This is a genomic window from Niveispirillum sp. KHB5.9, from assembly GCF_048066115.1.
In the GTDB taxonomy this organism is placed as follows: Bacteria; Pseudomonadota; Alphaproteobacteria; order Azospirillales; family Azospirillaceae; genus Niveispirillum.
The window spans coordinates 1-16,369 of record NZ_JBLTYX010000016.1 but is presented as its reverse complement, the minus strand read 5'-3'; the positions used below and the strand labels follow the sequence as shown (position 1 = coordinate 16,369).

18 protein-coding genes and 1 pseudogene are annotated in these 16,369 nt (G+C 67.4%); 12 read left to right on the top strand and 7 right to left on the bottom strand.

Annotation, left to right across the window (positions count from 1 at the left end):
- Positions 1–14: 14 nt before the first annotated feature.
- Positions 15–431: an organic hydroperoxide resistance protein gene (locus tag ACM9HJ_RS22135; protein ID WP_416573940.1), complete on the bottom strand. Its 417-nt coding sequence runs from the start codon at positions 429–431 to the stop codon at positions 15–17.
- 209 nt (positions 432–640) lie between these two features.
- On the opposite strand from ACM9HJ_RS22135, the gene ACM9HJ_RS22130 reads away from it, so the two are divergent.
- Positions 641–1,855: an MFS transporter gene (locus tag ACM9HJ_RS22130; protein ID WP_416573939.1), complete on the top strand. Its 1,215-nt coding sequence runs from the start codon at positions 641–643 to the stop codon at positions 1,853–1,855.
- A gap of 93 nt (positions 1,856–1,948) precedes the next feature.
- Here ACM9HJ_RS22130 and ACM9HJ_RS22125 read toward each other — a convergent pair whose 3' ends face one another.
- Both ACM9HJ_RS22125 and ACM9HJ_RS22120 read right to left on the bottom strand, forming a co-directional pair.
- Complete coding sequence (locus ACM9HJ_RS22125; RefSeq protein WP_416573938.1) at positions 1,949–2,461, bottom strand: TerB family tellurite resistance protein; 513 nt, start codon at positions 2,459–2,461, stop codon at positions 1,949–1,951.
- Positions 2,462–2,513: 52 nt separating this feature from the next.
- Positions 2,514–2,948, bottom strand: a complete 435-nt coding sequence (locus tag ACM9HJ_RS22120; RefSeq protein ID WP_416573937.1) for a DUF4112 domain-containing protein — start codon at positions 2,946–2,948, stop codon at positions 2,514–2,516.
- Between the two features lie 215 nt (positions 2,949–3,163).
- Between ACM9HJ_RS22120 and arsC the strand changes: the two are divergent.
- The 6 genes and pseudogenes from arsC to ACM9HJ_RS22090 form a co-directional block, all read left to right on the top strand.
- Positions 3,164–3,511 (top strand): annotated as a pseudogene (gene arsC, locus ACM9HJ_RS22115) (arsenate reductase (glutaredoxin)); the annotation flags it as partial.
- Positions 3,512–3,833: 322 nt separating this feature from the next.
- Positions 3,834–4,508: a DUF969 domain-containing protein gene (locus ACM9HJ_RS22110; protein WP_416573936.1), complete on the top strand. Its 675-nt coding sequence runs from the start codon at positions 3,834–3,836 to the stop codon at positions 4,506–4,508.
- Positions 4,505–5,455, top strand: a complete 951-nt coding sequence (locus ACM9HJ_RS22105; RefSeq protein ID WP_416573935.1) for a DUF979 domain-containing protein — start codon at positions 4,505–4,507, stop codon at positions 5,453–5,455. The genes ACM9HJ_RS22110 and ACM9HJ_RS22105 overlap by 4 nt, the downstream gene beginning before the upstream one ends.
- Positions 5,456–5,542: 87 nt before the next feature.
- A complete protein-coding gene (locus ACM9HJ_RS22100; RefSeq protein ID WP_416573934.1) occupies positions 5,543–6,085 on the top strand; it encodes a sigma-70 family RNA polymerase sigma factor in 543 nt (180 codons plus the stop codon).
- Complete coding sequence (locus ACM9HJ_RS22095) at positions 6,075–6,872, top strand: anti-sigma factor family protein (RefSeq protein ID WP_416573933.1); 798 nt, start codon at positions 6,075–6,077, stop codon at positions 6,870–6,872. The genes ACM9HJ_RS22100 and ACM9HJ_RS22095 overlap by 11 nt, the downstream gene beginning before the upstream one ends.
- 93 nt (positions 6,873–6,965) lie before the next feature.
- Positions 6,966–7,331, top strand: a complete 366-nt coding sequence (locus ACM9HJ_RS22090; protein WP_416573932.1) for a hypothetical protein — start codon at positions 6,966–6,968, stop codon at positions 7,329–7,331.
- 7 nt (positions 7,332–7,338) lie between these two features.
- Here the strand turns inward: ACM9HJ_RS22090 and ACM9HJ_RS22085 are convergent, their stop codons facing one another.
- Positions 7,339–7,809 carry a hypothetical protein gene (locus ACM9HJ_RS22085; protein WP_416573931.1) on the bottom strand — a complete coding sequence of 157 codons (471 nt, stop codon included), beginning with the start codon at positions 7,807–7,809 and terminating at the stop codon, positions 7,339–7,341.
- 144 nt (positions 7,810–7,953) lie between these two features.
- A complete protein-coding gene (locus ACM9HJ_RS22080; protein WP_416573930.1) occupies positions 7,954–8,754 on the bottom strand; it encodes an NIPSNAP family protein in 801 nt (266 codons plus the stop codon).
- An 89-nt stretch (positions 8,755–8,843) separates the two neighbouring features.
- On the opposite strand from ACM9HJ_RS22080, the gene ACM9HJ_RS22075 reads away from it, so the two are divergent.
- The 3 genes from ACM9HJ_RS22075 (at position 8,844) to ACM9HJ_RS22065 (ending at position 10,808) form a co-directional block, all read left to right on the top strand.
- On the top strand, positions 8,844–9,443 hold the full coding sequence (locus ACM9HJ_RS22075) for a TetR/AcrR family transcriptional regulator (protein ID WP_416573929.1): 600 nt from the start codon (positions 8,844–8,846) through the stop codon (positions 9,441–9,443).
- Between the two features lie 312 nt (positions 9,444–9,755).
- Entirely contained in the window at positions 9,756–10,436 is a 681-nt protein-coding gene (locus tag ACM9HJ_RS22070) for a LysE family translocator (RefSeq protein ID WP_416573928.1), read from the top strand.
- A gap of 18 nt (positions 10,437–10,454) precedes the next feature.
- Entirely contained in the window at positions 10,455–10,808 is a 354-nt protein-coding gene (locus tag ACM9HJ_RS22065) for a GFA family protein (protein WP_416573927.1), read from the top strand.
- A 46-nt stretch (positions 10,809–10,854) separates the two neighbouring features.
- Here ACM9HJ_RS22065 and ACM9HJ_RS22060 read toward each other — a convergent pair whose 3' ends face one another.
- Positions 10,855–11,919 (bottom strand): citrate synthase, encoded by a 1,065-nt coding sequence (locus ACM9HJ_RS22060; RefSeq protein ID WP_416573926.1) that lies wholly within the window; start codon positions 11,917–11,919, stop codon positions 10,855–10,857.
- A 96-nt stretch (positions 11,920–12,015) separates the two neighbouring features.
- Between ACM9HJ_RS22060 and ACM9HJ_RS22055 the strand changes: the two genes are divergently transcribed.
- Positions 12,016–13,200, top strand: coding sequence for a citrate/2-methylcitrate synthase (locus ACM9HJ_RS22055; RefSeq protein ID WP_416573925.1), 1,185 nt, complete (start codon positions 12,016–12,018; stop codon positions 13,198–13,200).
- A 63-nt stretch (positions 13,201–13,263) separates the two neighbouring features.
- Here the strand turns inward: ACM9HJ_RS22055 and ACM9HJ_RS22050 are convergent, their stop codons facing one another.
- Positions 13,264–14,544 carry an MFS transporter gene (locus ACM9HJ_RS22050; RefSeq protein ID WP_416573924.1) on the bottom strand — a complete coding sequence of 427 codons (1,281 nt, stop codon included), beginning with the start codon at positions 14,542–14,544 and terminating at the stop codon, positions 13,264–13,266.
- Positions 14,545–14,853: 309 nt separating this feature from the next.
- Between ACM9HJ_RS22050 and ACM9HJ_RS22045 the strand changes: the two genes are divergently transcribed.
- Entirely contained in the window at positions 14,854–16,257 is a 1,404-nt protein-coding gene (locus ACM9HJ_RS22045; RefSeq protein ID WP_416573923.1) for an amino acid permease, read from the top strand.
- Positions 16,258–16,369 lie beyond the last annotated feature (112 nt).

The following is a 16,369-nucleotide window of genomic DNA, read 5'->3' as shown; positions in this document are numbered from 1 at the left end:
TACTGGAGAACTGCTTAGACGATTACCGTCTCGACCGCGATATTGCCCTTGGTGGCATGGCTGTAGGGGCAGACCTTGTGAGCGCGGGCCACCAGGTCCTCGGCCACCGCCTTGTCCAGGCCCGGCAGGCTGACATTCAGCTTCACGGCCAGGGCGAAGCCCTCATCCGCACGCGGGCCGATGCTGACATTGGCGGTCACGGAAACATCAGCCGGCACGGCGATCTTGTCGCGGCCACCCACGAACTTCATGGCGCCGATGAAACAGGCCGTATAGCCGGCGGCGAACAGCTGCTCCGGATTGGTGGCGCCACCGCCGCCACCCAGCTCCTTCGGCGGGGCCAGCTTGACGTTCAGCAGGCCGTCATCGGACTTGGCATGGCCGTCACGGCCACCGGTGGAGGTCACATTGGCGGTATAGAGAACCTTCATGATCATCACTCCTGTCTGGACGGCTTGGCATCAGCGCCGGGTCCGTCGATTTCGTGAGGGAAAGATCGCGCACAATTTGATCGTACGCAATCTATTATTTTGTGCACGATTAAATCGCTTGCCATGCAATTTCAGCATTTGACGGGGTTGACCGATCCGCACCGGCGGTGCTGGCATGGCGCGACCAACAGCCTGCCGCCGACGGACTCGTGACCCTTTCCCCCTCTCCACACGCCACCCCCCGCCTTTTCATCGCCGGCCTGGGCATCGCGCAGATCATCGCCTGGGGCAGTTTGCTCTATGCCTTCCCGCTGCTGGCCGTGCCGATGGCGGCGGAACTGGGCTGGACCAAGATGCAGGCCTATCTGCTGGCCTCCCTGGCGCTGGGATCGGCGGGGCTGGCCGCATATCCGGTAGGCAGGGCCATCGACCGGGGGCAGGGGCGACTGGTCCTGGCCGGCGGGGCCGGGCTGGGGGCGCTGTCGCTGGTGCTGTGGGGCCTGTCGGGCAGTCTCTGGACCCTGGTGCCGGCCTTCATCGGCATCGGCGTGGCCCAGGCCATGACGCTCTATGAACCGGCCTTCGCGGTCATCGCCCGCCGGTTCGGCACCGGCACCCGCGACGCCATCACCGGACTGACCCTGTGGGGCGGTTTCGCCAGCACGGTGTTCATCCCCGTCACACAGCTGCTGCTGGACCATCTGGGCTGGCGCGGCACCACCCTGGCCCTGGCCGGTTTCAACCTGCTGCTGGCATTGCCGCTGCTGCTATGGCTGTTGCGGGGGGAGGTGCCGACAGCGGCAACGGCGGAGGCAGCGGCCTCCGACAGGGCTGTCGCGTCCTGGGCCCTGCGGCAATGGTCCTTCTGGGGGCTGGCCCTGTCCTTCATGTTGTATTTCGCGGCCTTCACCGGCGTGACCTTCCACCTTTACCCGCTGCTGGCCGAACGCGGGGTGGCGACGGCGGACATCGTCATCATCATGGCCATCGTCGGGCCGGCACAGGTGGCGGGCCGGGTGCTGGTCATGGGGCTGGCGCGCGGGGCCTCCATCGCGCTGGTGGGCAGCCTCACCACCCTGACGCTGGCCCTGTCGCTGCTGGGGCTGGCCATGGCGGGCACGGGCATGGCGGCGCTTGCCGGTTTCGCCCTGGTCTATGGCGCGGCCAACGGTATCCTGACCATCGTACGCGGTGCTGCCGTGCCGGAAATGCTGACGCGGCGCGCCTATGGCGCCATCAACGGGCTGCTGACCACGCCCATCGGCATCGTCCGCGCCCTGGCCCCGTTCCTGGCCGCCCTGATCCATGAGGCGACGGGCGGCTATGGCGGGGTGCTGGCCGCCTTCATCATCATGGCGGCGCTGATGACGCTGGTCTTCTGGCTGGTGGCGATCCGGCCGAAGCCGACTGTTGAGGGGCAATGAAAAGCGGCCGCCCTGGTTAAAAGGCGGCCGCGGGCGCGCGGGCCGAGACAGGGGAGTCGGCCCGCGGGTTGGATGCCCGCGGCCGCAAGGGAATTACGCTGCCTGGCCGGGCATCCCGACCTGGAAGCCGGGCTGGTTCAGCGGGTGGTTCTTGTCCACGAACACCGAACGGTCGTTCTTCAGCATGATCACCTCGAAATAGGGGCGGAACTGCTCGTCGGTGATACCGAAGGCCTTCTGCACCTTGTCGAAGAAGTCACGCTCCTCCTGCTCCGCCTCGCCATCGGCGAGCGCGCTGTCGACCAGATTCATCATGATGCACAAACGTTGCGCAGTGGTCAGGACCGGCGTCGCCTCGGCCAGGAACTGCTCATGGCTATGGCTGCGGACGTACTTCATCGCGGAGTTCAGCAGGGCCTGGTTGTTGGCCCCCACGCCGATGGAACCACCCGACCGCTCGCCGCCGATGACCGCCAGCAGGTGGCCCACCTCCTCGGCATCCATCTCGCCATCGGCGGCCATCGTATAGAGCAGGGCGATGGCGAAGGCCTTGTGGGCCGTCATCGCCTCGCCCTTGTCGCTCTTGAACATATTGAACAGGCTCATATCAGGTCCTTTACTGCCAAGACTTTGTTTTGTTTGGAATTATCGCGGATTTTTATCCGTCGATGATCCCGCCGCGCCCATGCCGGCGCTGACGGAAAGGGTGTTTGCCGTCCAGATGACGGCGCAGAAGCTCGACATTCCGGTCATTGGCCCGGAAGAACAGGTCGCCCAGCCAGCCCACGACGGGGATGGCGCTGATCAGGCTGTCGATGACGACATTGCCCGCCATGCGGGTGACCAGCCGCTTGGGCGCGCCCAGGCGGGAGCCTTCCCAGACCAGCCAGGCGGCGACACCCGTGGACAGGGCCAGACCGGCACCGGGGATCAGGTTCAACGGCGCGTCCAGACCCACGCGCCAGCCAACCACGGGCAGGCGTACGGCACTGTCCAGCAGGCGCGCCACCCGGTCCAGCCGGCGGCGCACGCGCCAATGGCTGTCGGTATGGGTCTCAAAACGCGGGGAATAATGGTCCAACGGGTGCGACATGTAAGACAGGCTCCTTCACGACCAAGCCACGGCTTCGCCCAAGGAGTCCGACATCGCGTGCGGCTGTCGCCATCACGCCAGAGGGGCCCGGACCCAGGATACCACCGATGTATGCAGCCCCCCGCCGCCGTTCAAGACCGGCAGGGCTGATTTTTCCGCCCTTTTCCCGGCACCCCCCCCTCCCCTACCCTGCGCCCCGATCCCAAGGAGGCCCCATGACAGCCATCACCATCTGGCACAATCCCGCCTGCAGCACCTCGCGCAACACGCTGGCCCTGATCCGTGAGCACGGGGTGGAGCCGACCATCATCGAGTATCTGAAGACCCCGCCCGACCGCGCCACCCTGCGGCACCTGATCGCCGCCACTGGCCGGCCGGTGCGCGACATCGTGCGGGCCAAGGAAGCGTTGTTCAAGGAACTGGGCCTGGATGATCCGGCGGTGAGCGATGACACCCTGATCGACGCCATGCTGGCCCATCCGATCCTGATCAACCGGCCGATCGTGGAGACGGAACGGGGCACACGCCTGTGCCGGCCGTCGGAGACAGTGGCGGAGTTGCTGGCGGGGGGGTGAGGCTGCCCTTACCACCGTCATCCTCGCGCATGCGAGGCCTCTGCGAAACTCTTGGGCACCAACGTTGCCATCCTTACTACCGTCACCCCGGAGAAGGCCGGGGCCCAGATCGTAGAGCAAAGCGATTGTGACTTGGGCCCCGGCCTTCGCCGGGGTGACGGTAGACATTGCGGGACCCTCACAGCACAGACTTACGCGAGGATGACGGTAGAGAGGGTGGCAACGAAGCACCCCCATTCCACATCTTGCCTCTGGAAAATCCCCGTCCATCCATGCACCCTGTCGGCCATCATCAAGGCTCGGGGGCGCCATGTGGGTTCTGTTGGGGGTGGGGGTTGTGGTGGTCGGGTTCGTGGCCCGCATCAACCCCCTGCTGGTCATCGCGGCGGCGGCCATCACCACGGGTTTGGCGGCGGGGATGGAGCCACTGGCACTGATCGCCGCCTTGGGCAAGGCGTTCAACGACAACCGCTATGTCAGCCTGATCTGGATCGTGCTGCCCGTCATCGGGCTGCTGGAGCGTGAAGGGTTGCAGGAACTGGCGCGCGGCCTGATCAGCCGGGTGCGGGCGGCCACGCCGGGCCGGCTGCTGCTGGGCTATTTCATGGTGCGCCAGGCCCTGGCCGCCGTCGGCTTGACCTCCGTCGGTGGTCATCCGCAGACGGTGCGCCCGCTGCTGGCCCCCATGGCGGAGGCCGCCACCGAACAGCGGCGTGGTAAACCCCTGGATGAGGAAACGCGCAACTTGGTGCGCGCCCATTCGGCGGCGGTGGACAATATCGCCCTGTTCTTCGGGGAGGATATTTTCCTGGCCATCGCCTCGATCCTGCTGATCAAGGGCTTCCTGGAACAGAACGGCATCCTGGTGGAACCGTTGCAGCTGTCGCTGTGGGCCATCCCGTCGGCACTGGCGGCCCTGGGCGTGCATGCGGTGCGGCTGCGCGCCCTGGACCGCCGCCTGGGCATGAAAGGGTTCGAGGCATGATCGGCCTGCACGAGATCTATATCGTCGGCGGCCTGTTCTTCGCCGCCTGCGCCCTGTTCGGGGCCTTCGACCGGGGCAATCCCAGACGCTGGCTGAACTTCCTGTTCTGGGGCGGGCTTGCCACCTCCTTCCTGGCCGGGGATCATCTGGGCGATGTCGGCAACGGCGTGCTGGTCCTGGGGCTGGTGGCGGTCGGCGCCATCGGCCTGGGGCGTGGCACGCCCAAGACCACCAGCCCGGAAGAACGCCGGGAGCGGGCGGAACGGCGCGGGGCCAGGCTGCTGATCCCCGCCCTGGTCATCCCGGCCACGGTGCTGGTCGGCACGCTGCTGTTCAAGCATCTGACCATCGGTGACGTGCCCCTGGTGGAAAGCCGGCATGCCACGCTCGTTTCCCTGACGCTCGGCGTGCTGCTGGCCCTGGCGCTCTGTTACGCCTGGCTGCGGCCCGGGTCGGTGGCACCGTTGCAGGAGGGGCGGCGCCTGCTGGACGCTGTGGGCTGGGCCGCCATCCTGCCGCAGATGCTGGCCTCCCTTGGTGCGGTCTTCGCGCTGGGCGGGGTGGGTCAGGCGGTGGGCACGCTGATCGGGGAATGGCTGCCGCTGGACGGGCCATTCCTGGCGGTGCTGGCCTATTGCGTGGGCATGGCCCTGTTCACCATCATCATGGGCAATGCCTATGCCGCCTTCCCGGTGATGACGGCGGCGGTGGGATTGCCACTGGTCGTGCTGAAATTCGGCGGCGACCCGGCGGTGATGGGGGCCATCGGCATGCTGTCGGGCTTCTGCGGCACGCTGATGACGCCCATGGCCGCCAATTTCAACATCGTGCCGGCGGTGCTGCTGGAACTGAAGGACCGCAACGGGGTGATCAAGGCCCAGATCCCCACCGCCCTGCCGCTCTTGGCCATCAACATCGCCCTGATGTATCTGCTGGCGTTCCGGTGAGGGGTGGGACCGCCGCCGCCTGAAAATTCCCCTGGATGAAAATCGGCCCGTCCGCGTTTATGCTGTTTATCCGCGGATGAGACACCCATGCATGACGATCCCTTCCACCAGGAACTGACCCTGCACCTGACGGCGCTGCGCCGTTACGCCTTCGTGCTGACGCGGTCGGCGGAGGAGGCGGAGGATCTGTTGCAGGATTGCCTGGCCAAGGCGGTGGCGGCGGCCGGGCAATGGCGGCCGGGCAGCGATCTGAAGGCCTGGCTGTTCCGCATCCTCTACACCACCCATATCAGCCGGCGCCGGCGGCAACAGGTGCGGATGCGCAACGTCACCAGCCTGGAGGACGAGACGGTCGAACCCGCCCAGCCGCCGGACCAGCTGGCGCGCCTGGAAGCCGCCCGTGTGGTGGAAAAGCTGGAGACCCTGCCGGAGGGGCAAAGGCAGGCCATCCTGATGGTGGCGGTCGAGGATTTGAAATATGAAGAGGCGGCCAAGCGCCTGGGCGTGCCCATCGGCACCTTCATGTCGCGCATCGCGCGGGGACGGGAAGCCCTGCGCCGCGCGCTGGAGGGTGAAGAGCGCGCCGGCCCGTCGCTGCGCCTGCTGAAGGGGGGCAAAAATGGTCGATGAGGCATCACCATCATTACCCGACGGGATCGAGGAAAGCGACCTGCACGCTTTCCTGGACGGGGAACTGGAACCCGCGCGCGAGGCCATGGTCCGCGCCTGGCTGCTGGAAAACCCGGACGCCCATGAGCGCCTGTCGCGCTATGCCGAACAGCAGCTGGCCCTGGCAGCCGCGGCGCATGAGCCATCCTGGCCGGCATTGCCCGCCCCGCTGGTCCAGGACCTGGAACGCGGCCTGCGCCGCGGCCTGTGGCGCCAGCGCCTGTCGCGGGTGGCGGCCACGGTGCTGCTGGTGGCCCTTGGCTGGGGCGCCAACGACGTGCTGCGCCGGCCGGTCTTTGCCAGCCTGCCCGACTATGCCCAGCAGGCGCTGGACGCGCATGAGATCTTCGCCAACGACCCTACCCGACCCGTGGAGATCCCCGGCAGCAGCCCCGACGAGATCCGCCGCTGGCTGTCCACCAAGCTGGGGGAACGGGTGGCCGTGCCCGACCTGAAGCGCCTGGGCCTGACCCTGGTCGGCGCCCGCGTCCTGGGCACGGACGAGGGTGCGGCCGGACAGCTGCTGTATGAGGATGCGATCGGCCGCCGCATGACCCTGTCGCTGGCCCCGGACGAGGCACTGGCACCCGACAGCCCGGTGCTGGAGGAGTTCCAGGGGCTGGAGGTGGGCATGTGGCGCAGTGAGGATTTCGCCCTGGCCGCCATCTCCAGCGACATGCCCGTCGAACTGGACAGCCTGATGAACGCCGTGGACCGCGACCTGCAGACGGGCACCGTCAGCAAATAGGCCGATTATCCTATATGGGAATATTTTCTTGATATAAATCCCATCAGGCCCTATAGTCCGCCTCTTGAACCGATGCCGGCGACAGGGGTGGTGATGGGTGGTGAGATGCTGGCGGGTGCCGGTCTGGCCTTGGCGGCGGCAGGCGCCCTGGCCGGGGTGCGGTGGCTGGTCCGGGACAAGGCGCGGCAGATCGACGGGATGCCCGATCTGGTGCAATCCCTGCAGCTGGAACTGGTGCGGCTCGCCGCCCGGCTGGACCGGGCGGAGGCCGATATCGCCAATGACAAGGCCGGGCGGCGCGCCTTTGGCGCCGTGGAAATCCTGGTCACCAAGATCAGTGCCGATATCGGCCATCTGTCGGCCGATCTGGCAAAACTGTCCGACCGGCACGAACGTGGCAACCAGGAGGTTTGGGTCGCCATCGACCGCCTGCGCGCGGCCGGCCGGGACAGCGCCTGAGGGTAAATTACGATGTCGGCTTGCCCTCGGCATTGCCGTCCGCCTTGGTGGGCGGAACGTTGGATTCCGGGGCCGGTGCCGGGGCCGTCAACGGCACGAGCGTCAGGTTAACGGGGCTGGTATACTTGTTGTCGGCGCCGGAGATGCTGTCCACCGCCCAGCCGATACCACCACCAGCCACGATATTGCCCCAGGTGGCACCGGCCACGCCGGAATGGTTCAGATAGGTGGCGGTGTGGAAGCCCGTCTTGTCGCACAGGATGGTGATATCATGCTTGGTCTTCTGCACGGTCAGGGCGCTGGGGGTCGTGTGGATCGACCCGATCACCTGGCCTTCCCGCATGAACTTGCACTGCGCGTCGGACGGGTTGGTGACGATCTGGATTTCCTGGCTGGTGCCTTCGATGATCGATGAGCAACCGGTGGCGAACAGGGCCGTGCCAGCCAGGATGGCGAACTGGGCAACATTCAAGCGCATAGAAGTATATCCCCCGTATCGAGCTAAGATGTTTCATATTAGTCACATCCGCAGTGCCACCGAAGGGTTATCCCGGAAGGGGTCATAATCTTTTCAGGTTGTGTGACGGCCGACACCATACACTGGTGTGCGGTATCGGCCACCTCAGCGCAGCGCCGACCGCGCCGTGGGCGCCAGGCGCAACACCTGTGGTGCCCGTTCCAGCCAGTCCGCCGCCGCCGCCCAGGCGGGCGATGCCACCAGTGCCGCCAGCGCCCGCCGGCCGGCCCCTTCGTCCGCCACGCGGGAGAAGCAGACGAACAGCTTGTCCTCGCCCCGCACCGGCAGGCGGGGGAAATTGTTGGGTGCTGCTTCCGGCACATAGGCGCCGACCACCGCCATCCCGGCCGCCGCGAAGGCCGGCATCAGTTCCGCCCGGAACCAGTCGGTGAACCCTTCTCCCGGCGGACGCCAGAGATAGAGGATATGGGCCATGACCAGCCCCGCCACCGCCGGTTCGCTCCCCGCCGGCGCGCGCGGTTCCCGTGGTGGGGGCAGGCCCGCCCCGTCCCAGGCGGCCGCCAGCAGCAGGACATTGTCATTATCCTCCAGCAGCGGGTTGGCCGCCCCCCGGTGCGCCTGCCAGACGGGGCCGGTATAGAAATCGGTCAGCGCCTTGGCCCGCGCCGGCATGTCGGTGAAACCGCGCAGCCAGGTGAAGCGGCTGGCATCGTCCAGGTCACGGAACTGCCCGAACAGCCGCATCCCCAGCGCCTCCTGCGGTTCCACGAATTCCCGCTCGAACAGGGTGATCAGCGCATCCCGCCGCCCCTTCACGATCTTGTATTGCCGCAGTTCCAGCACCGGCCAGCCCATCTTCCCCTCCATCGCCTTCACGCGCCCCGCCATGGCCAGACCCGACAGTCCGCCCAGTACCATCCGCCGCGTCGGTTCCCTGCCCGCCATCGTCCCCTCCCGGCTTGCCTTCCTTAAAACAGACCGGTTGACCTGTTTTGTCAATGGCGATTTCCATCCGGGATGGTTAGGATGGGGGCATGAGCCCTGTCCGCACCCGCACCAATGATCCGCAAGCCATGCGCGGCCGCATCCTGGATGCCGCCGGCGACCTGTTCCAGGCCCAGGGCTATGGATCAACCACGACACAGCAGATCGCGGCGGCCGCCGGCGTGACCGCCGGTGCCATGCACCACCATTTCCCCACCAAGAAGGCCCTGGGCCTGGCCGTGATCCGCGAACGGGTGACGGCGGAGGTGGAGACGGCCTGGCTGGCGCCCGTGCGCGAGGCGGCCAGCGCGCGGGCCGGCATCCAGGCGGTGTTCAGCACCGTCCAGGCCTGGCTGGATGCGCGCGGCCGGGTCATGGGCTGCCCCGTCAGCAATCTCAGCCTGGAACTGGCCTATGCCGACCCGGATTTCCGGGAGGAGTTGCGGCGCATCTTCGACCTGTGGCGCCGCACGCTGGCCGACCGCATGCGCCAGGACGTGGCGGCCGGGCTGGAGAGTGAGCCCGACCCGGAAGGCTTCGCCACCTTCGTGATCTCGGCCTATTCCGGCGCCATGGCCATCGCCAAGGCCGACCAGAAAAGCGACGCCCTGCGCCGCACCGCCGACAGGCTGGCGGCCTGGCCGCGATAGGGGGGAGTTGCCCTTTCCCGTGAAGCGGAACCTCTGCGAAACTCTTGGGCACCGTCGTCGCCGCTCTCTCCACCGTCACCCCGGCGAAAGCCGGGGCCCAAGTGACAAGCGCTTCGCTCTACGATCTGGGCCCCGGTTTTCGCCGGGGTGACGGTGGAGATTGCTAAAACCCTCGCGGCCCAGACTTCCATAGAAACTCGCCAACCAACAGGGGACGGTATCCAACCTCCCACCCAAAACAGACCGGTCAACCTGTATTGACCGGATGTTCACTTTTTGTTACCTCTACCCACAACAGGGGAGGGAAAGAAAATGGCGGATGCGGGAATGCTGCTGGCCTTCATGGCGGCGGCCTTGGCCATCACCATCGTGCCGGGGGCCGACATGGCGCTGGTGATGGGCAGTGCGGTCGGTGGCGGGCACCGGGCCGGGCTGGCGGCGGTGGCCGGCATCACGCTGGGTGCCGCCGCACATGTGCTGGCCAGCGCCGTGGGCCTGACCGCCCTGGTCGTGGCCAGCCCCGCCCTGCTGTCGGCGCTCGGCTGGGCGGGGGCCGCCTATCTGATCTGGATCGGCATCGCCATCCTGCGCAGCCGGGGTGGCACCCTGCCCGGCGGGCCGACCGCGCGCATCCTGCAAATAAACGCCGCGCGCATCCTGCAAATAAACGCCGCGCGCATCCTGCGCGACGCGCTGGCCACCAACCTTCTGAACCCCAAGGCCTATCTGTTCATGCTGGCCGTGTTCCCGCAATTCATCCGGCCCGATGGCTGGGCGCCCTGGGTACAGACAGGGGTGTTGGGGCTGATGATGCTGTCGGTGTCGGTACCGGTCTATACCTGCATCGCCCTGGTCGCGGCCCGCGCCGGCACGGGGCTGGCGGGCCGGCCCAAGGCTTTGACCTGGCTGAACCGCATCTCCGGCCTGCTGCTGGTCGCGGTGGGGGCAAGCGCGCTATGGTCCATGGCCGCGCCGCTGCTGGCCCGCGGCTGAACGGAGGGAACGGGGAAGATGGAACAGACTTATCAGGGCGGATGCCAGTGCGGCGCCGTGGCGTTCACCGCGGTGCTGGACCTGGACCGGACGATTACCTGCAACTGCTCGCGCTGCCAGAGGCTGGGGGCCGTGCTGGCCTTCACCCCGCGCGACCGTTTCACCCTGGAAAAGGGCGCGGATGCGCTGACCGAGTACCGGTTCAACCGCAACCAGATCGTCCACCAGTTCTGCCGTACCTGTGGCATCCAGGGCTTCGCCTTTGCCAACGGCCCCGATGGCACGCCCATGGCCGCCGTCAATGTCAATGCGCTGGAGGGGGTGGAGCCGCGCAGCCTGACCCCGCACCCGGTGGACGGGCGGTCGTTCTGACCCCCGCCGGGCGGCCCCTTCCCCTGTCGGAAAGGGGCCCCCGCCGTCACGCCGCCATCGGCCCGACATAACGCGAGGCCGGGCGCATCAGCCGTCCCGTCGCCTCCTGCTCCATGACATGGGCGGTCCAGCCGGCCACCCGGCCCATGGCGAAAACCGGCGTGAACAGGTCGCGGTCCAGCTCGACCGCATCCAGCAGCAGGGCCGTATAGAACTCGACATTCGTTTCCAGCGGCCGGTCGGGCCGGTGCCGGGCCAGGGCCGTCAATGCCGCTTTCTCCACCTGTTCGGCCAAGTCGATGCGCGGGCTGGACAGATGCGCCACGGCGCGCTTCAGCACCTCCGCCCTGGGGTCGCGCACGCGGTAGATGCGGTGGCCGAACCCCATCAGCCGCCGCCCGGCCGCCAGTTCCGCCGCCAGCCAGGCCGGTGCCGCGTCTTGCGTGCCGATGGCGTCCAGCATGTCCAGCACCGGTCCCGGCGCCCCGCCATGCAGCGGGCCCTTCAGCGCGCACAGCCCCGCCACCACGCTGCTGGCCATGCCGGCGCGGGTCGATGCCACGATGCGCGCCGCGAAGGTCGATGCGTTCAGCCCATGGTCGCTGATCGTCACCAGATAGGTGTCCAGCGCCCGCGAAAGCATCGGCGCCGCCGGCACCCCCGTCATCATGCGCAGGAAATCCGCAGCATGCCCGGCCGCCGCATCGGGTGCCACCGGGTCTAGCCCCTGTCCATGACGTACGCGGGCGGCGATGAAGACCGGCACGGCGGCGACGGCCATCACCGCGTCATCGGCCGGGTTGCCGTCGGGCAATGCGGCCAGCATCAGGCGCAGCGCCTCCACGGCATTCAGGCCCGCGATGGCGGGCAGCAGCGCCGGCAACCGCACGGCCACCTGCACCCGCGCCCGGCCGATGGCGGCGCGCAGTTCCTCCGGCCGGCCGCCCAGCGGGTGGAACCCCTGCCACAGCAGGGCGGTGATCCCTTCGAAATCCAGGCTTTCCGCCGCCCGCTCCACCGGCAGCCCGCGCAGCACCAGATGCCCCGCCTGGCCATCGACATGGCTCAGCACGGTTTCCGCGGCGACGATCCCATCCAATCCGGCCGACATGTCCGGCTCCCTTCCAGCAATGTTTCATCGCTGGTCAGGCTGCGCCGGGGCTGATATACGGTCAATATTGATTCAATAAATCAATATATCATACCCATGTCCGCGCCCCTTACCCTGTCCGCCAAGGAAGCCGCCGCCGAACTGGGCGTCAGCCTGGCCACGCTCTATGCCTATGTCAGCCGTGGGCTGATCCGGTCGGAAGCGCCGGCCGGCGGCCGCACGCGGCTTTACCGGGCCGACGATGTGCGGACCCTGGTGGCCAAGCGCGACCGCCCCGCCGATACCGCCGGCGACCGGGCGCTGGATTGGGGTGCACCCGTCCTGGAAAGTGCCATCACCCTGATCAATGCCGACGGGCTCTACTACCGGGGTCGGGATGCCGGCGATCTGGCGGCCAGCGCCACCCTGGAAGCGGTATCCACCCTGCTGTGGGACGGGACCGAGGATCCGTTCGCCGAGGATCCGCCCACCCTGCCCGCCTTCGCCAGCCTTCCACCAGGGCTGGACCCGCTGGACCGGCTGCTGGCGTTGCTGCCCCTGGCGGCGGCGGCCGACCTGCGCGCGGTCAACCGCACCCCGGCCGGGCTGGCCCGCACCGGGGCGCGCATCCTGCGCCTGACGGCGGCGATCCTGGCCGGCACCACCCCCTCATCCCTGCCCCTGCACCAGCTTCTTTGCCAGGCCTGGGGCGTGGCCGGGCCGGGGGCGGAACTGATCCGCGCCTCCCTGGTGCTGTGCGCCGATCATGAACTGAACGCATCCGCCTTCACCGTGCGCTGCGTGGCGTCAACCGGGGCCAATCCCTATGCCGCCCTGTCGGCCGGCATCGGCGCCCTGCGCGGGCCCCGGCATGGGGGGATGACGGCACGGGTGGCGGCCTTGCTGCCCGGCCTGCTGGATGCGCCCGACCCCGTCGCCGCCTTGTCTGCCTTCCTGGCACGCGGCGATGAACTGCCGGGCTTCGGCCACCCGCTCTATCCCAGGGGCGATGTGCGGGCGGCCTGGCTGCTGAAGCGGATGGCGGCGGCCTGGGGCGGGGACGCGCGGCTGCGCCGGGCATTGTCGCTGGCAAGGGCCGCAACGGAGATGGCGGGAACCCCGCCCACCATAGATTTCGCCCTGGTGCTGCTGGCCGACCGTCTGGGCCTGCCCGCCCATGCGCCGATCACGATCTTCACCCTGGGCCGCAGTGCGGGGTGGGTGGCGCATCTGTTGGAGCAAGTGCGGTCGAGCGTGCTGATCCGGCCACGGGCGCGGTACACGGGGCTGCGGCCGGGATAAAACAAAACGGCCGGCACCCTTGGCGAGTGCCGGCCGTCCCATAGCCACATCACGTCGCGCCGATCAGTCCTTGATCTGCGCCGGCTCCAGCCGCGGGCTCAGCAGATGCACGACGCCGAGCGCCAGCAGATACGCCGACGCCGCGACCACGAAGATCGGCGTATAGCTGCCGATCTGGTCCAGCACATAGCCGGCATATTTGGCCATGGCCATGCCGCCGAAGGCACCGACCATGCCGCCGATACCGACCACCGACCCCACCGCCGCGCGCGGGAACACGTCCGACGGCAGGGTATAGAGGTTGGCGGAGAAGCCCTGGTGTGCGGCCGTCGCGATGCCGATGATCAGCACCGCCACCCACAGCTGGTCGGCGAACGCCGCGAAGCCCACGGGGATGGCGAACAGCGCGCAGATCAGCATGGTCAGCTTGCGCGCCCGGTTCAGGCTGGCGCCGTTCTGCATCATCTTCGACGACATCCAGCCGCCGGCCACGGAGCCGACATCGGACAAGAGATAGATGATGACCAGCGGGATGCCGAAGCTCTTCAGGTCCAGCCCATGGCGCTTGCCCAGGAAATCGGGCAGCCAGAACAGGAACATCCACCAGATCGGATCGATCAGGAACTTGCCCAGCGCATAGGCCCATGTCTCCTTGACCCGCAGCAGGCGCAGCCAGCCGATCTTCTCGCCCGTATCCGGCGGATCGCTCTCGATATGCGCCAGCTCGGCCGCACCGACATTCTTGTTCTGGCGCGGATGGCGGTAATAGATCAGCCACAGCGGCAGCCAGACCAGGCTGGCCAGGCCGGTGATGATGAAGGCCATCTCCCAGCCATAGGCGATGGTAATCGCCGGCACGACCAGGGGCGTGACGATGGCGCCGATATTGGTGCCGGCGTTGAACAGGCCCGTGGCGAACGCGCGTTCCTTCTTGGGGAACCATTCGGCCACGGCCTTGACGCCGCCGGGGAAGCCACCGCCCTCACCCACGCCCAGCACCATGCGGGCCATGATGAAGCCGGTCAGCGACTTGGCACCGGCATGGGCGAAATGGCCCACGGTCCAGATGGTGAAGGCCAGCGCATAGCCCCAGCGGGCACCCAGCCGGTCCACGATGCGCCCGAAGGCGACATAGGCCAGCGCATAGGTGAACTGGAACCAGAAGATGATGTCGGCATAATCGGTTTCGGTCCAGCCGAACTCCGCCGACAGGGTCGGCTTCAGCACGCCGATCATCTGCCGGTCGACATAATTGATGACCATGGCGGTGAACAGCAGCGCCACCACGATCCAGCGGACCCGACCGACCTTTACGCCGTCGGCCCCGGCCGTTTCACTTCCCATTCGTGTCCCCCGATATTGTAAGAGGATTCCGGTCAACGGCCATCTGGTGCGGCCTTCATTCAAGCGCGACCGACCCTAATGGAAACCGGTGTCAATTGCAACGCCACCCAGTTCACAGAGCATTCTTGCCGCGTCCAGGCCGGCGACCGCCGGCCCGCCGCACATGCGGCGTAAGCCAAGCCGCCGGATGGCGGCGCCCGGCGCCTGAAGGCGCAAGCATAAATCGTTTCAAATGAAACCATATATTCTTGCTCCGGATGCGGTTAACACATAGAAAGTGTGCATAAACAGCAGACCTCAGGGGTCATAATGTCGGACAGTGGGGATCATCGCAGCGGCCTGTTGCCGGCCTTGGGGCCGGTACAGCTGGTGCTTCTGGGGGTCGGTTGCATTATCGGCGCCGGCATTTTCGTTATCACGGGCTCGGCCGCCGCGGACTATGCGGGTCCGGCCGTGTCGCTCTCCTTCCTTCTGGCGGCGTTTGCATGCGCCTGCGCCGGCCTGTGCTATTCGGAACTGGCGGCGACATCGAAGGAATCGGGTGGCGCCTACAGCTATACCCGCGATGCGCTGGGGCCGCGCATCGGCTGGCTGGTCGGCTGGAACCTGATCATGGAATATCTGGTCGCGGCCAGCTTCGTGGCGGTCGGCTGGTCCGGGTACCTGTCGGCCCTGTGCCAGAGTGTGGGCATCAACCTGCCGACATCCTTCACCAGCGCGCCGTTCGCGCTGGAGCATGGCAAACTGGTGACAACGGGCGCCATCATCAACCTGCCGGCCGCCCTGATCATCGGCCTGGCCACGCTGTGCGCCGTGATCGGGGTAAAGCGCTCGTCGGCGGCCAACATGGTGGTGGTTCTGATCAAGGTCACCGTCATCCTGGTGGTGATCGCGGTCGGCGCCTTCCATGTCGATCCCACCCTGTGGACCCCCTTCATCCCCCCGGTCACGCCGGAAGGCCAGTATGGCATCGGCGGCGTGATGAAGGCGGCGGGCGTGGTGTTCATCGCCTATATCGGCTTCGACGCCGTGGCCACCACGGCGCTGGAGGCCCGCAAGCCGCAGCGCGACGTGCCCATCGGCATCATGGGCTCGCTGGCCGTCTGCACCGTGCTCTATATCGCCATGTCGCTGGTCCTGACTGGCACCGTGCCCTATACGCAGCTGTCGGTGCCCTCCCCGGTCGCCCTGGCCGTGCAGAACATGGGCGAGGGCGTGTCCTGGATCCTGCCGCTGGTATCGCTGGGGGCCATCGCCGGCCTGACCTCGGTCATCCTGGTGCTGCTGGTGGCGCAGCCGCGCGTGTTCTTCGCCATGGCGCAGCACCGCATCCTGCCGTCGACCTTCGCCAAGGTGCATCCGCGCTACCGCACCCCGCATGTCAGCACCATCATCACCGGTGGTGTTGCGGCGGCCCTGGCCAGCCTGTTCCCCATCGATTTCCTGGCGGAACTGGTGTCCTCGGGCACCCTGCTGGCCTTCATGATGGTGTCGCTCAGCGTCCTGGTCCTGCGCAAGACCCGGCCCGACGCACCGCGGCCCTTCCGCGTGCCGTGGGTGCCGCTGGTGCCGATCGTGTCGATCCTGGTCTGCGGCTACCTGATCTATACCCTGGGCTGGCACGCCTATATCCGCCTGGGCATCTGGCTGGCCATCGGCTGGGTGATCTACGAGGTCCGCAAGAAGCACGCGGCGGCGGTCGGCGTGGCGTGAGCCGGGCTTGATCCTTGACCGGTCGAGACGGAAAAGGCGGGGGTGACCCCGCCTTTTTTGTTGGCTGGCACTCGGAGGATTGGATCGACCTGCTCCGAACGCGCATCAAACC

Excerpts from the sequence above, each read along its gene's own strand:
- ACM9HJ_RS22135 (WP_416573940.1), bottom strand. The coding sequence starts at position 431 with ATGAAGGTTCTCTATACCGCCAATGTGACCTCCACCGGTGGCCGTGAC.
- ACM9HJ_RS22125 (WP_416573938.1), bottom strand. The coding sequence starts at position 2,461 with ATGAGCCTGTTCAATATGTTCAAGAGCGACAAGGGCGAGGCGATGACG.
- ACM9HJ_RS22120 (WP_416573937.1), bottom strand. The coding sequence starts at position 2,948 with ATGTCGCACCCGTTGGACCATTATTCCCCGCGTTTTGAGACCCATACC.
- ACM9HJ_RS22110 (WP_416573936.1), top strand. The coding sequence starts at position 3,834 with ATGTGGGTTCTGTTGGGGGTGGGGGTTGTGGTGGTCGGGTTCGTGGCC.
- ACM9HJ_RS22105 (WP_416573935.1), top strand. The coding sequence starts at position 4,505 with ATGATCGGCCTGCACGAGATCTATATCGTCGGCGGCCTGTTCTTCGCC.
- ACM9HJ_RS22100 (WP_416573934.1), top strand. The coding sequence starts at position 5,543 with ATGCATGACGATCCCTTCCACCAGGAACTGACCCTGCACCTGACGGCG.
- ACM9HJ_RS22095 (WP_416573933.1), top strand. The coding sequence starts at position 6,075 with ATGGTCGATGAGGCATCACCATCATTACCCGACGGGATCGAGGAAAGC.
- ACM9HJ_RS22090 (WP_416573932.1), top strand. The coding sequence starts at position 6,966 with ATGGGTGGTGAGATGCTGGCGGGTGCCGGTCTGGCCTTGGCGGCGGCA.
- ACM9HJ_RS22085 (WP_416573931.1), bottom strand. The coding sequence starts at position 7,809 with ATGCGCTTGAATGTTGCCCAGTTCGCCATCCTGGCTGGCACGGCCCTG.
- ACM9HJ_RS22080 (WP_416573930.1), bottom strand. The coding sequence starts at position 8,754 with ATGGCGGGCAGGGAACCGACGCGGCGGATGGTACTGGGCGGACTGTCG.
- ACM9HJ_RS22075 (WP_416573929.1), top strand. The coding sequence starts at position 8,844 with ATGAGCCCTGTCCGCACCCGCACCAATGATCCGCAAGCCATGCGCGGC.
- ACM9HJ_RS22070 (WP_416573928.1), top strand. The coding sequence starts at position 9,756 with ATGGCGGATGCGGGAATGCTGCTGGCCTTCATGGCGGCGGCCTTGGCC.
- ACM9HJ_RS22065 (WP_416573927.1), top strand. The coding sequence starts at position 10,455 with ATGGAACAGACTTATCAGGGCGGATGCCAGTGCGGCGCCGTGGCGTTC.
- ACM9HJ_RS22060 (WP_416573926.1), bottom strand. The coding sequence starts at position 11,919 with ATGTCGGCCGGATTGGATGGGATCGTCGCCGCGGAAACCGTGCTGAGC.
- ACM9HJ_RS22055 (WP_416573925.1), top strand. The coding sequence starts at position 12,016 with ATGTCCGCGCCCCTTACCCTGTCCGCCAAGGAAGCCGCCGCCGAACTG.
- ACM9HJ_RS22050 (WP_416573924.1), bottom strand. The coding sequence starts at position 14,544 with ATGGGAAGTGAAACGGCCGGGGCCGACGGCGTAAAGGTCGGTCGGGTC.
- ACM9HJ_RS22045 (WP_416573923.1), top strand. The coding sequence starts at position 14,854 with ATGTCGGACAGTGGGGATCATCGCAGCGGCCTGTTGCCGGCCTTGGGG.